The following is a 13,767-nucleotide window of genomic DNA, read 5'->3' as shown; positions in this document are numbered from 1 at the left end:
CGATCTCGTGGCGGTATGTGTATGGGCAATCCGGTCTGGCGAGGTTTGCAACAAACGTGCCGCCTGCCCGCTTGTGCGTCGCCTGCCGTTTGTGTAGCATTCCCTACACTTTCATGTTGCATTCACTACATTGAAGATCAATGTAGCAAACAGGCCCGATGCTTGCAATGGTGTTTTCTCGCGATGTTCATCGGGGTTTTTACGACCAACGACAATGGAGGGTTCGGAGCCGGCCGACGTCTCACGCCCCAAGGGTGTGCATCTCGGCTCAGCCAATCCCTCCCCTGTTACCAACCAACTCTTGAGTTCCGTATGAGTGCATTCAGCGAAGAACGCGTCCTGAGCGTCCACCACTGGACCGACCGCCTGTTCACCTTCACCACCACGCGCGACCCGGCATTGCGCTTCTCGAACGGCCATTTCACGATGATCGGCCTGAAGGTCAACAACAAGCCCCTGCTGCGCGCCTACAGCATCGTGAGCCCGAACTACGAGGAGCACCTCGAGTTCCTGAGCATCAAGGTGGAAGACGGCCCGCTCACCTCGAAGTTGCAGCACATCCAGGTGGGCGACACCATCATCGTGGGTCGCAAACCCACCGGCACGCTGCTGATCGACTACACGCTGCCCGCCAAGCGCCTGTACCTCTTCGGCACGGGCACCGGCCTCGCACCGTTCATGAGCATCATCCGCGACCCCGACACCTACGAGAAGTTCGAGCAGGTCATCCTGGTGCACGGCGTGCGCCAGGTCGACGAGCTGGCCTATCACGACCTCGTGACCGACCACCTGCCCAAGCACGAAATCCTGGGCGAGATGATCGAAAAGCAGCTGCTCTACTACCCGACCGTCACGCGCGAAGAATTCCGCAACCAGGGCCGCATCACCGACCTGATCGAGAGCAACAAGCTCACCGACGACCTGGGCCTGCCGCCGCTCAACGTCGAGGAAGACCGCGTCATGCTGTGCGGCAGCCCCGGCCTGCTGGTGGACCTGAAGCACATCCTGGAGAAGCGCGGCTTCAAGGAAGGCAACACCTCGACGCCGGGTGACTTCGTCGTCGAACGCGCCTTCGCAGAAAAGTAAGCCAGGGACGCCGCGCGCACGATGGCCGACAGCCGCACCGCCTCGAAAACAAGCAAGGCAACCAAGCCCCAGCGCCGCACCGGCGTGCGCGAGGCGGCCGCCCAGGCCACGCGCGACAGCATCCTGAAGTCGGCGACCAAGGTATTCGCCAAGTACGGCTACGACGGCGGCAGCGTGGAGAAAATCTCCAAGGCTGCCAAGTCGTACGACCGGATGATCTACTACTACTTCGGCAGCAAGGAAGGCCTCTTCATCGCGGTGCTCGAAGGCATCTACCAGCGCATGGACGATGCCGAGGCCGCGATCGCGCTCGATGCCTCGCGCCCCGTGGAGGCGCTCACCGAAGTCATCCGCTTCGTGCTCGGCTACTACCGCAAGAACCCCGAGTTCGTGACGCTGCTGAACACCGAGAACCTGCACAAGGGCCGGCACATCTCCAAGTCGCTCAGGGCGCGCGAATATTCGTCGCGGGCGGTGGCCATCATTGCGGAAATCCTGGCGAGCGGTTCGGCGCAGGGCCTGTTCCGCAAGGACCTGGTGGCGCGCGACATCTACCTGCTGATCGCGTCCACCGGTTATTTCTACACCTCCAACCGGCACACGCTCACCGCCTTCCTCGGCGAGCCGCTGGAGTCGCCGGAGGCGATCACGCACTGGGAAGACTTCGTGATCGAGACGCTGCTGCGCACCGTGCGTGCGGACGACGCCCAGGAACAAGACAACACCCCACCCCACGACGAGGACACCACGAAATGGCAGAAATCGCAGCCGGCGCAAAGTCGGGCAAGGTCGTCATAAAGAACATCGGGCTCCTGCTCTCGGGCGACATCGACAAGCCCATCCTGGACGCCGACACCATCGTGGTGAACGACGGCCTGATCGTCGCGGTCGGCAAGGAAAAGGACTGCGACCTCGAAGGCGCCAAGACCGTCATCGATGCGAAGAAGACCTGCGTTGCGCCCGGCCTCATCGACAGCCACGTGCACCCGGTGTTCGGCGACTGGACACCGCGCCAGGGCCAGATCGGCTGGATCGATTCGACGATGAACGGCGGCGTGACCACCATGATCTCGGCCGGCGAAGTGCACCTGCCCGGCCGCCCCAAGGACATCGTGGGCCTGAAGGCATTGGCCATCACCGCGCAGCGTGCGTTCGACAACTTCCGCCCCGGCGGGGTGAAGGTTCTTGCCGGTGCGCCCGTCATCGAGAAAGGCATGGTCGAGAGCGACTTCAAGGAACTCGCCGAAGCCGGCGTGGGCCTGCTGGGCGAAGTGGGCCTGGGCTCGGTGAAGGCCGGCTACGAGGCCAAGGAAATGGTGGCCTGGGCGCGCAAGTACGGCATCCAGAGCACGATCCACACGGGCGGTCCGTCGATCCCGGGCTCGGGCCTGATCGACAAGGACGTGGTGCTCGAAGCCGACGCCGACATCATCGGCCACATCAACGGCGGCCACACCTCGCTGCCCGAGGCGCATGTGTGCGAGCTGTGCGAGAAATCGTCGCGCGCCATCGAGATCGTGCACAACGGCAATGAGAAGGTTGCCATCGCGGCGGCGAAGGCCGCGCTCGAACTGAAGTGCCCGCACCGCGTGATCCTGGGCACCGACGGCCCTGCGGGCTCGGGCGTCCAGCCGCTGGGCATCCTGCGCATGGTGGCAATGCTGTCGTCCATCGCGAATATTCCGGCCGAGTTGGTGTTCTGCTTCGCCACGGGCAACACGGCGAAGATCCGCAAGCTCAACTGCGGCCTGATCGAAGTGGGCCGCGATGCCGACTTCGTCTTCATGGACCGCGCGCAGCACTCGCCCGCGCCGGGCCTGCTCGAAAGCGTGCAGCTGGGCGACATCCCGGGCGTGGGCATGGTGATGATCGACGGCATCGTGCGCTGCGGCCGCAGCCGCAACACGCCGCCTGCGACCGAGATTCCGGTGGTGGTGTCGGGCTCGCATTGACGCCCGCCCCGCCGCTGCGCCTCAGGGACGCGGCGGCTTGAACACCAGGTAGCGCGCGGACAGGAAGTTCACGACCAGTCCCGCGCAGCTCCCCAACGCCACGCCGGCAGCCGGCGCCCAGGCGCCTGCAACCCAATGCAGCACGAGCACATAGGCGCCGTAGTTGACGACGGCGCCACCCAGCATCGTCACGAGATAGCCGAGATACTCGCGCAGCACGGAGACATTGGCGCTCCGGGCGCTGAAGGTGTAGCGCCGGTTCAGCGCCCAGGTCGCCGTTGCAGCCGCGAGGAAAGACAACACCCGCGCGCCATACCAGCCCAGCAGCGGCGCCAGCAGGTACAGCACCACCACGTCGACCACGAAGCCCGCCGCGCCCACCACGGCGAACGACAGGAACTCCCGCCCGAGCTTCATCGTGTGCTGCAGCTGCGCACGCCCGGAATCGCCAGATAGCGCAGCCGCTTGGCCTCCCTGCGGCCGAGCGTCACCGCGTGCATCACCACGCCGCAGACCATCGACAGCATCGCAGCGAGCATCGCGCCCGTGGCCAGCACCGCGGTGGGGAGGCGTGGCACCAGACCGGTGTGCATGTAGGTCACGAGGAGCGGGATGACCAGCGCGATCGCGCCCGCTGCCAGCAACGCCGCGATGATCGAGAAGAACTGCAGCGGGCGCTCGCTCACGAAGAGCTTGCAGATGGTCTTCAGGATGCGCCAGCCATCGCGATAGGTCGACAGCTTGCTGTGCGAGCCCTCGGGGCGCGTGCTGTAGGCGGTGCTTTCCTCGGCCCAGGGCATGCGCAGTTCCAGCGCGTGCACGGTGAGCTCGGTCTCGATCTCGAAGCCGCGCGACAGCGCCGGGAACGACTTCGCATAACGCCGCGAGAACACGCGGTAGCCCGAGAGCATGTCGGTGAGGCCGCCGCCGAACAGCTGCACCACCGCGCCGGTGAGCATGCGGTTGCCCAGGCGATGGCCGGCGCGGTAGGTGAGCGCGTTCTGCCCGTCGTCGATGCGGTTGCCCACCACCATGTCGAGGTTGCCATCGATCAGTCGCTGGATCAGCCGCGGTGCGGCGGCGGTCTCGTAGGTGGCGTCGCCGTCGACCATCACGTAGATGTCGGCCTCCACGTCGGCGAACATGCGCCGCACCACGTTGCCCTTGCCCGGCGCCGCCACATGCGTGACGATGGCGCCGGCCGCGCGCGCGACGGCGGCGGTGTCGTCGGTCGAGTTGTTGTCGAAGACATGGATCTCGGCATCGGCCGGCAGCGAGGCGCGGAAGCCCTCGATCACCTGGCGGATGGCCAGCGCTTCGTTGAAGCACGGAATGACCGCGGCTATGCGCGGCGCGGCGCTTCGTCGGCTCACGGTGTCATCGGCTTCGGTCATGGTGCAGAGGGGAGGATACGGTAGGCCCGGCTGCCATCTTGCGCGAAGAGCGGGGCGAAGTGGGTGTCGAAGCCGGCGCGGGTCGCGAGCGTCGGCGCCAGGCTGTCGGGCATGACGATGGCGGTGAAGCCCTGCTTGGCAAGCTTGTTCGCCATGTCGCCGGGCGCAAGCAGCAGGAAGTCGGCATAGCGCCACGGGCCGAGCGTGTCGCCCCAGATCGGGTTCGGGCCGTAGTAGATCGCCTCGTTAAGCGCGATCTGGTAGACGCGGCCGGTGGGGTTGCGGCGCAGGTAGTCCATGACGGCGTAGCCCGGCACGTGCTTGCGCAGGAACGCCTCGCGCGTCTCGGGCGTGGGCGAGATCATCGCGACCTTGCCCGCCGTTTGCCGCACCGACACCGCTGCCAGCACGGCCAGGAGCAGCACAGCCACCCAGTCGCCGATGCGGGCCGCGCTGCGCCGGTTGGTGAGCTCGGGCACGCCTTCCGCGGGGCTCGCCTTCATGCCGAACAGGCGGCGCACGCCCATCGCGATCCAGCCGAACAGCACCTGCCAGCCGATGGCCGCCGTCATCGCGAGCAGCGGGAACGAGGCCGTCAGATACCGCGGGTAGCGCGAGGTCACGACCCACACGACCAGCGAATAGAAGCAGAACCAGCCCGCGGCACGCACCGCGGCCGAGCGCTTCCACAGCACGCCGAAGGGCGCGAGGAACACGGACCAGATCAGCGCGTTCGGCATCTCGGCGTGATCGCGCACGTCGGCCAGTTGCTGTACGTAGTCGGCCGGAATCCACTCGCTGAAGCCGAACACGCGTGCGCCGATCGGGTTGAACGGGTCGCCGGTCATGACGGCGTTGCGCGCATACCAGTAGATGCACGGGATGAGGAAGCACAGCAACGCCAGCGCCCAGGCCTTGGGCCGGCGCTCATGCCAAATGACGAAGAGCGCCACCAGCGGCATGAAGACCAGCGCCTGGTACTTGGAGCCAGCGGCCACGCCGAGGCAGAAGGCGGCGAGCCCCAGCCAGCGCATACCGCTGTGCACGGGTTGCGACTCGCGCCACCACCACAGCGACACGCAGGCTGTGAGCACGAAGAGCGCCACGCCCATGTCGATCAGCGCATTCGAATAGTCGCCGAGCCCCAGCCAGATCGCCGCGCCGATGCAGGCGGTGAGCCGGTTGGCATGCAGCATGCCGAGGCGATAGATCATCGCCACCGAGAGGCCGCCCGCCAGCGCGTTCAGAAAGTGCGGCAGGACGTCGTCGCCCACTTGCAGGGCTGCGGCGTAGAGCAGGTTGTAGTTGTACGGAAACCAGGGGTAGCGCAGCCACTCGTGGATGCCGAGCGAGCCCTGCTGCGCGACTTCGCGCGCATAGGGCAGGTGGTACATCAGCTCGTCGAAGGCGGCCGGGGGGGCGAGCGGGGCGACCAGCGCGGGCAGCGCGACAAGCACCAGTGCGACCATCGCGATGCGGTCGAAGTAGGTCCACGGCACCGCGACGGCGCTTGCGCTCAGGATGCGGCGCTCACGCAGCCAGGAAGGCAACTGCAGCGCCGCCACGACGACGCCGGCAGCAATCACCGCCAGCGTGGCGCCGAGCTTGAACACGCCGAAGATCGCCAGCACCTGGAACGCGCAGATGAAGAGGCCGACGCCGAGTGCGACCGCCACGGCGGCTTCGAGCCAGCCATCGCGGCGCGACGGCGGCGCCAGGCGAGCCAGCACGCCGCGCCCCCATCCCCAGCAGCTGACGACGAAAACCACGAGTGCCGCGTAGTGCGCGGCTGCAAACATCAGCTTCTGAATAACAACTCCCGGTGCCGGTCGGCCAGGCCGGCCGGCAGGTTCAAAGGTTGGGCGCGAGGAGCCGCTCCAGATCGGACTCGCTCTCCTTGCGCCGCGCGGCCTGGTCCTGCAACTGGTCGTGCCCGATCTTGCCGACGTTGAAGTACGTCGCATCGGGGTGGCTCAGGTAGAACCCACTGACGCTGGCGGCGGGCATCATAGCGAGGCTTTCCGTCAGGGTCATGCCAATGTCCGCGCAGTTCAGAAGGTCGAACATCGGGCGCTTCACGCTGTGGTCCGGGCAGGCCGGGTAGCCGGGCGCGGGGCGGATGCCGCGGTATTTCTCCGCGATCATGTCCTCGTTGCTCAGGCCCTCGTCGGGCGCGTAGCCCCAGAGGTCGGTGCGCGCGCGGTGGTGCAGCGATTCGGCGAAGGCCTCGGCCAGCCGGTCGGCCAGGGCCTTGAGCATGATGGCCGAGTAGTCGTCCAGGTCGTCGATGAAGTACTTCTCTTTCTTCTCGACGCCCAGGCCCGCGGTGACCGCGAACACGCCCACGTAGTCCTTGAGGCCGCTGTCCTTCGGCGCGACGAAGTCGGCCAGGCAGCGGCTCGGGCGCACTACGCCGTCGATCACCTGCTTTTCGGTCTGCTGGCGCATGCCGTACCAGGTGAGCGCGACTTCGCTGCGCGTCTCGTCGGTGTAGAGCTCGATGTCGTCGTCGTTCACCGTGTTGGCGGGCCAGAAGCCCACGATGCCACTCGCGCTGAGCCAGCGGCCTTCGATCAGGCGTTTCAACATGCGCTGGCCGTCGGCGTACACGCGCACGGCCTCGGTGCCGACGATCTCGTCCTTCAGGATCGCGGGGAACGGGCCGGCCAGGTCCCAGGTCTGGAAGAACGGGCCCCAGTCGATGTACTTCGCGAGCTCGGTGAGGTCGAAGTTCTTGAACACGCGCCGGCCGATGAACTTGGGCACGGGCGGCGTGTAGTTCGTCCAGTCGATGGGCGTCTTGTTGGCGCGCGCCTTCGCCAGCGGCCACATCGGCACCTGCTTCTTGTTGGCGTGCTGTGTGCGCACCTTCTCGTAGTCGGCGTTGATCTCGTCGATGTACGCGGTGGCTTGGTCGCTCAAGAGCGACTGCGCCACGCTCACGCTGCGGGACGCGTCGGGCACATACACCACGGGACCTTCGTAGTGCGGCGCGATCTTCACGGCCGTATGCACACGGCTGGTGGTGGCGCCGCCGATCATGAGCGGGATCTTCTTGATGCGGAAGTGGTCGTCGCGCTGCATCTCGCCAGCCACGTACTGCATTTCTTCGAGGCTCGGCGTGATGAGACCCGAGAGGCCCACGATGTCCGCGCCCTCGACCTTGGCACGCGCCAGGATCTCGTGGCACGGAACCATCACGCCCATGTTCACCACTTCGAAGTTGTTGCACTGGAGCACGACAGTCACGATGTTCTTGCCGATGTCGTGCACGTCGCCCTTCACGGTGGCGATGATGATCTTGCCCTTGGTGCGCACGTCGCGGCCGGCGGCCTCGTCGCGCAGCTTCTCTTCCTCGATGTAGGGCAGCAGGTGGGCCACGGCGGACTTCATCACGCGCGCCGACTTCACCACCTGCGGCAGGAACATCTTGCCCGCACCGAACAGGTCGCCCACGATGTTCATGCCGTCCATGAGCGGGCCTTCGATCACATGCAGCGGACGCCCGCCCTTCGCAAGGATCTGCTGGTAGGCCTCCTCGGTGTCCTCGACGATGAAGTCGGTGATGCCGTGCACCATCGCGTGCGAGAGGCGCTGGTTGACGTGCACCGGGCTCTCGGGCGTACCGCGCCATTCGAGGCGCTTGCTCTCGTCCTTGGCACCGCTCTTGGCGGTCTCGGCGATCTCGACGAGGCGCTCGCCGGCATCGGGGCGGCGGTTGAGCACCACGTCTTCCACGCGCTCGCGCAGCGTGGGCTCCAGGTCGTCGTACACGCCCACCATGCCGGCGTTGACGATGCCCATGTCCATGCCCGCCTTGATCGCGTGGTACAGGAACACGGTGTGAATGGCTTCGCGCATCGGGTCGTTGCCGCGGAAGCTGAAGCTCACGTTCGACACGCCGCCCGAGACCTTCGCGCCCGGCAGGTTCTCCTTGATCCACCGCACCGCGTTGATGAAGTCGACCGCGTAGTTGTCGTGCTCCTCGATGCCGGTGGCGATGGCGAAGATGTTCGGGTCGAAGATGATGTCCTCGGGCGGAAAGCCCACCTCGTCCACCAGGATGCGGTAAGCCCGCTCGCAGATCTCGATCTTGCGCGCGTAGGTGTCGGCCTGGCCCTTCTCGTCGAAGGCCATGACCACGGCGGCCGCGCCGTAGCGCTTGACCAGCTTGGCCTCGTGCTTGAACTTGTCCACGCCCTCCTTCATGGAGATGGAGTTGACGATGCCCTTGCCCTGGATGCAGCGCAGGCCCGCCTCGATCACGTCCCACTTGGAGCTGTCGACCATCACCGGCACGCGCGCGATGTCGGGCTCGCTGGCGATGAGGTTCAGGAACCGGACCATCGCGACCTTGCTGTCGAGCATGGCCTCGTCCATGTTGATGTCGATCACCTGCGCGCCGTTCTCGACCTGCTGGCGCGCAACGGCCAGGGCCTCTTCGAACTGGCCGTTCAGGATCATCCGCGCGAAGGCCTTGGAACCGGTGACGTTGGTGCGTTCGCCGATGTTGACGAACAGCGTGCCCTCGCCGATGGCGACCGGCTCGAGGCCGGACAACTTCATGGGGGGAACGGAAATCTGTGGGGTCTGCGCCATGGGCTCACCTGCGAAAGGAACGGACAGGCGAGCGTCGTTTTGAGATCCCAAGCCTGACGGCCCGCCTGGCGGACCGCTGCAACGCTCCTTGGGAGGGGATGTATTTTAAGGTCGTTCGCCACGAGCCGCGGGAAAGTCCTAGTTTGGCCCCGCGGGCCCCCCCCACAGAATGCGGGCGCGCAATTCGTCGAAGAACGAACGTTCGTGTTTTTATCTGAAAACAAAGGAATGAACATATGCCAAGAAAGAGGAATTCGAGGCTGCTGCGCCTCGCCGCCCGTCCGGTCTGCGCCGCACTGCTCTTCAGCCTCGTGGGGACGACAACCCTGAGCCAGGCGGCCATCACCGACACCCCCACGCAGGTCCAAGCCCGGGTGACGTCCAGCGAGGCGAAGACGAAGAACCCGATCGTGCTGGTGCACGGCCTGTTCGGCTTCGACAACGTGCTGGGCATCGACTACTTCTATCGCATCCCCGAGAGCCTGGCCGGCGCGGGCGCGAAGGTTTACGTGGCACAGGTCTCGGGCGCCAACAGCTCCGAAATCCGCGGCGAGCAGTTGATCCAGGAACTGAAGAACCTGCGGGCGCTCTCGGGCAACCCGTCGCTCAAGTTCAACCTCGTCGGCCATTCGCAGGGCGCGCCCACCGCGCGCTACGTGGCGGCGGTGGAGCCCGGGCTGGTCGCCTCGGTCACCTCCGTGGGCGGGGCCAACGGCGGCTCCAAGGTGGCGGACCTCTTGCGCAAGATCCCCGAGGGCAGCGCCACCGAGGCGGTGGTCGCGGAGACGCTGCGGCTCGCGATGCTGCTGCTGGGCGCCATCTCGGGCAAGGACCCGAGCGAGCTGCCCGAGGTGCCGCTGAACGCGCTCAATTCGCTCACCACGGTGGGCGGCGCGGCCTTCGACAAGAAGTTTCCGCAAGGCCGCCCGGCCCCCGGTTCTTCGTGCGACGTGAAGAGCGGGCCGGCCGAGGTGAACGGCGTGCGCTACTACTCGTGGTCCGGCGTGCAGCCGCTCACCAACGCGCTCGACGCGAGCGACGTGGCCATGGGCGGGCTGAGCCTCGTCGCCTTCGGGAGCGAGACCAACGACGGCCTGCTGGCCGTGTGCTCCACGCGCCTCGGCACGCACCTGGGCGACTACCGCCAGAACCACCTGGACGAGGTCAACCAGCTCTTCGGCCTGACCTACATTGGGCTGTGGACGCTGTTCGAGAAGAAGCCGGTGCAGCTCTACCAGGAGCAGGCCGCGCGACTGAAGAGCGCGGGTCTCTGACGATGCGCCGCGCCCTGCCGTGAAGAAAACGAGGCCGCTCCAGCTCGGCGCGATGGCGGGCGCTGCGGCGCTCGCCATCCTTGCCGGATGGTGGCTGGTGGACGGGCTGCCGCCGGCCGATGCCCCAGAGACGGTGGTGGCGACTTCCGCCGCCACCAGCGCCATCAGCGCGGTGCCGGAAACGACGCCGCCGATGGGCGACGCCCGCCCGGGTCCCGATGCCATGCTGACCCCGTCGCTGATCCTCAGCTTCGAAAGCGCGCTCGCCGAGGCGCAGGCCACCGGCAAGGCCGCCTTCATGGCAATGGCGCCCAGCCTCCTCGCCAAGCGCCTGCCGGCCGAACTGGTCGCGCGCGCGATGGGGCTCTTGGAGCGCTACATCGACATGCAGGAAGCCATGCAGGCCCTGCCGCCGCCCGACGCGGGCGATCCGGCCTCGCTGCGCAAGACCATCGAGGCGCGCGCCGAGGTGCGGCGCAGGTACTTCGCGCCCGAGGAAATCGAAGGCCTTTTCGGCGACGAGATCCGCCAGGACACCCTCATGGCCGACAAGATGGCGCTCGCCCGCAACTCCAACCTCACGCCCGAAGAGCGCGAGGCCGCCGCCAAGCGTAGCGAGGAGGCCCTGCTCACGCCGGAGCAGCGCGAGCAGCGGCGGGCCTTCACCGCGCAGGTCGACGTGCAGCGCCAGACCGACGCCATGAACGCGCGCGGCGCGAGCGCGCAGGAACGCTTTGCCGAACGCAGCGCCGCCTACGGCTACGAAGCCGCCCGGCAGCTCGCCGCGCTGGACCAGGAAAACCAGGACTGGAACAACCGCCTCGACCAGTACGCCGCCGCGCCTGCGGAGCAGCAGGAGCAGTTGCGCGAGTCGCTGTTCAACGAGCGCGAGCGCCTGCGCCTGGCCGGCGCACTGGCGCTGCGGGGATCGCGAATTACGCCGTCTGGGCAGCCTGGGCAGGCGCCATCGCCGAGCGGGGCAGGCCAAACACCCGGTCGAAGCCCCAGTTGAAGACGAAGGTGTAGACCAGGAAGAACAGCACCAGGCCCAGGTCCATCACCAGTGCCTGCCAGAGCGTCACGCCCAGGCCCCAGGCGAACATGGGCACCAGGAACGCGATCAGCCCGCCCTCGAAGCCGATGGCGTGGGCGATGCGGCGGCGCAGGCTGCGGCCGCGCACGGCCTGGCGCGACTCCCAGCGCTCGAACAGCGCGTTGAAGATCAGGTTCCAGATCACCGCGACGACCGAGGCGGCCACTGCCAGCACGCCGGAATGGCCGAGTCCTGCGTCCGTCATCAGGGCCAGGCCGGCGCTGGCGCAGACGATGGCGATCCCCTCGTAAAGGGAGATGTAGACGACACGACGCTGGAGCCCTTGCATGACTTTTCCTCTTGAACTTGAATGCGATGGCTGGACTTTATTTGCTATTTACTGATATAAAAAGTCATCTTATTTCAATTTAATTGATAGATCGGACGCCATGGCCTTCTCCAGCGACAACGTCGAAGTGTTCCTGGCCGTGATCGACCACGGCTCCTTTTCGGCCGCCGCGCGGGCGCTGCACAAGGTGCCATCGGCCGTGAGCATGGCCATCGCGGGCCTGGAGGCCGAGCTCGACCTGCCCCTGTTCGACCGCAAGGGCCGCGAGCCCCAGCCCACCGCCGCCGCGCGTTCGCTGGAGCCGCAGGCGCGCATGCTCGCAGCACAGTTGAAGCAATTGCAGGTGCAGGCGCTCGCGCTCACCCAGGGGCTGGAAAACCGCCTGACGCTGGCGATTGCGCCCGAGCTGTTGGCAGCGCCCTGGAGTGGGCCGCTGGCCGAACTGGCGCAGGAATACCCGCTGCTGCAGGTCGAAGTGCTGGCCGCGCCGCAGGCCGACGCGCTGGCGCTGCTGCACAGCGGTCGCGCGCAGCTGGCGCTGGTGTTCGAGCGCCCGAGCCTCGACGGCCGCGAAGGCTTTCAGGAAGTGGGCAGCGACACCATGGTGGCCGTGATGGCGCCCGACCATCCGGCGCTCGTGGCGGCGGCCGGCGAGCGGCTGCGGGAGGAACACCTCACGAACACCCGGCAGATCGTCGTCGCCGGGCGCGATCTGGCCACCAGCGATCCGCGTTTCGTGTTCGCGCGCCACGTCTGGCGCACCGACAACGCACTGGCGGCACTGAGCCTGATCACCGCGGGGCTGGGTTGGGGCTGGCTGCCGCGCAACTTCGCGCGGCCGCATGTGGCGGCGGGCGCGCTGGTCGAGATTCCGTTCGAGAACCTCAGCAACGGGCTCGACCTGTGGGTCGACGTGGTGTGGTCCAGGGAGCGCCCGCTCGGCCTGGGCGCGCAGCGCTTCGTGGCACTGATCGCGCGCGATCGGCAGGCGGCCGCGCACGCCGCAGCGACGTAGGCGACCTAGGCGGCCTCCGCCTCGCGGTAGAAGCCGGCGCTGTTGCTGCCGAGCGCCCGGCCCGCGACCGGCGCCACCGCCTTGCCGATCGCCGCGATGTGGTCCGGCGTCGTGCCGCAGCAGCCGCCCACGATGTTCACCAGCCCTTCGGCCGCGAACTCGTGCAGGAGGCGCGAGGTGACGTCGGGCGTCTCGTCGAAGCCCGTGTCGCTCATCGGGTTGGGCAAACCCGCGTTCGGATAGCAGCTGATGAATGTGTCGCCCGCCACGCGCGCCAGTTCCTGGATGTAGGGGCGCATCAGCGCCGCGCCCAGCGCACAGTTCAGGCCGATGGCCAGCGGCTGCGCGTGGCGCACGCTGTGCCAGAACGCGGTGACGGTCTGGCCGCTCAGGATGCGGCCCGAGGCGTCGGTGACCGTGCCGCTGATGATCAGCGGCAGGCGCTGGCCGCTGTTGTCGAAGTATTCGTCCACCGCGAACAGCGCGGCCTTGGCGTTGAGCGTGTCGAAGATGGTCTCGACCAGGATCACGTCGGCGCCGCCCTCGACCAGCGCCTCGGTCTGCTCGTAGTAGGCCGCGCGCAGTTCCTCGAAGTTGACGTTGCGCGCGCCCGGGTCGTTCACGTCGGGGCTGATGCTCGCGGTCTTGGGCGTCGGGCCGAGGGCGCCGGCCACGAAGCGAGGCTTGTCGGGCGTGCTGAACTTGTCGCAGGCCGCACGCGCGAGCCTGGCGGATTCGAGGTTCATCTCGCGCGCCAGGTGCGCCATCTTGTAGTCCTCCTGCGCGATGGTGGTCGCGCCGAAGGTGTTGGTCTCGATCAGGTCGGCGCCCGCCGCGAGGTAGCCCGCGTGGATGTCGGAGATCACGTCGGGCCGGGTGAGCGACAGCAACTCGTTGTTGCCTTTCACGTCGCGTTCGAAGTCCTTGAACCGCTCGCCGCGGTACTGCTCCTCGGTGAGCTTGAAGCGCTGGATCATCGTGCCCATCGCGCCGTCGAGGATGGCGATGCGCTTTTCGAGGATGCCGGCCAATGCCTGGCCACGGGTATAGATGACGGGCTTCATA

12 protein-coding genes and 1 riboswitch are annotated in these 13,767 nt (G+C 67.0%); of the genes, 6 read left to right on the top strand and 6 right to left on the bottom strand.

The features are described from left to right. Window positions 1-312 precede the first annotated feature (312 nt). The 3 genes from J2W23_RS30800 to J2W23_RS30790 are packed head-to-tail and all read left to right on the top strand — an operon-like array spanning window position 313 to window position 3,038. A complete protein-coding gene (locus J2W23_RS30800; protein ID WP_042576926.1) occupies window positions 313-1,086 on the top strand; it encodes a ferredoxin--NADP reductase in 774 nt (257 codons plus the stop codon). Window positions 1,087-1,107: 21 nt separating this feature from the next. Then, on the top strand, window positions 1,108-1,884 hold the full coding sequence (locus J2W23_RS30795) for a TetR family transcriptional regulator (protein ID WP_176662031.1): 777 nt from the start codon (window positions 1,108-1,110) through the stop codon (window positions 1,882-1,884). Further along, window positions 1,839-3,038, top strand: coding sequence for an amidohydrolase family protein (locus J2W23_RS30790; protein ID WP_307651427.1), 1,200 nt, complete (start codon window positions 1,839-1,841; stop codon window positions 3,036-3,038). The genes J2W23_RS30795 and J2W23_RS30790 overlap by 46 nt, the downstream gene beginning before the upstream one ends. 21 nt (window positions 3,039-3,059) lie before the next feature. On the opposite strand, the gene J2W23_RS30785 is transcribed toward J2W23_RS30790, so the two are convergent. From J2W23_RS30785 to metH, 4 genes are read right to left on the bottom strand one after another with little or no spacing between them, the layout of a single operon-like run. Beyond that, window positions 3,060-3,455, bottom strand: coding sequence for a GtrA family protein (locus J2W23_RS30785; RefSeq protein WP_307651426.1), 396 nt, complete (start codon window positions 3,453-3,455; stop codon window positions 3,060-3,062). Next, on the bottom strand, window positions 3,452-4,432 hold the full coding sequence (locus J2W23_RS30780) for a glycosyltransferase (protein WP_176662029.1): 981 nt from the start codon (window positions 4,430-4,432) through the stop codon (window positions 3,452-3,454). The genes J2W23_RS30785 and J2W23_RS30780 overlap by 4 nt, the downstream gene beginning before the upstream one ends. Beyond that, window positions 4,429-6,231 (bottom strand): ArnT family glycosyltransferase, encoded by a 1,803-nt coding sequence (locus J2W23_RS30775; RefSeq protein WP_307651425.1) that lies wholly within the window; start codon window positions 6,229-6,231, stop codon window positions 4,429-4,431. Before J2W23_RS30775 ends, J2W23_RS30780 begins: the two co-directional genes overlap by 4 nt. 52 nt (window positions 6,232-6,283) lie before the next feature. After that, on the bottom strand, window positions 6,284-8,998 hold the full coding sequence (gene metH, locus J2W23_RS30770) for a methionine synthase (protein WP_373424008.1): 2,715 nt from the start codon (window positions 8,996-8,998) through the stop codon (window positions 6,284-6,286). Between the two features lie 55 nt (window positions 8,999-9,053). Next, window positions 9,054-9,127: riboswitch (S-adenosyl-L-homocysteine riboswitch) on the bottom strand. Window positions 9,128-9,267: 140 nt separating this feature from the next. Here metH and J2W23_RS30765 point away from each other — a divergent pair. Beyond that, window positions 9,268-10,305 (top strand): lipase family alpha/beta hydrolase, encoded by a 1,038-nt coding sequence (locus J2W23_RS30765; RefSeq protein WP_307651423.1) that lies wholly within the window; start codon window positions 9,268-9,270, stop codon window positions 10,303-10,305. Window positions 10,306-10,324: 19 nt separating this feature from the next. Further along, on the top strand, window positions 10,325-11,317 hold the full coding sequence (locus J2W23_RS30760) for a lipase secretion chaperone (protein ID WP_307651422.1): 993 nt from the start codon (window positions 10,325-10,327) through the stop codon (window positions 11,315-11,317). On the opposite strand, the gene J2W23_RS30755 is transcribed toward J2W23_RS30760, so the two are convergent. After that, entirely contained in the window at window positions 11,241-11,687 is a 447-nt protein-coding gene (locus tag J2W23_RS30755) for a PACE efflux transporter (protein ID WP_176662024.1), read from the bottom strand. The genes J2W23_RS30760 and J2W23_RS30755 overlap by 77 nt on opposite strands. A 100-nt stretch (window positions 11,688-11,787) precedes the next feature. Here J2W23_RS30755 and J2W23_RS30750 point away from each other — a divergent pair, with 100 nt between their 5' ends. Continuing rightward, window positions 11,788-12,702 (top strand): LysR family transcriptional regulator, encoded by a 915-nt coding sequence (locus tag J2W23_RS30750; RefSeq protein WP_307651421.1) that lies wholly within the window; start codon window positions 11,788-11,790, stop codon window positions 12,700-12,702. A gap of 5 nt (window positions 12,703-12,707) precedes the next feature. Here the strand turns inward: J2W23_RS30750 and J2W23_RS30745 are convergent, their stop codons facing one another. Next, window positions 12,708-13,766: a homocysteine S-methyltransferase family protein gene (locus J2W23_RS30745; protein WP_307651420.1), complete on the bottom strand. Its 1,059-nt coding sequence runs from the start codon at window positions 13,764-13,766 to the stop codon at window positions 12,708-12,710. Window position 13,767 lies beyond the last annotated feature (1 nt).

Source organism: Variovorax boronicumulans (genome assembly GCF_030812215.1).
GTDB lineage: Bacteria > Pseudomonadota > Gammaproteobacteria > Burkholderiales > Burkholderiaceae_C > Variovorax > Variovorax boronicumulans_C.
This window is presented reverse-complemented; position numbering and strand designations above follow the sequence as displayed.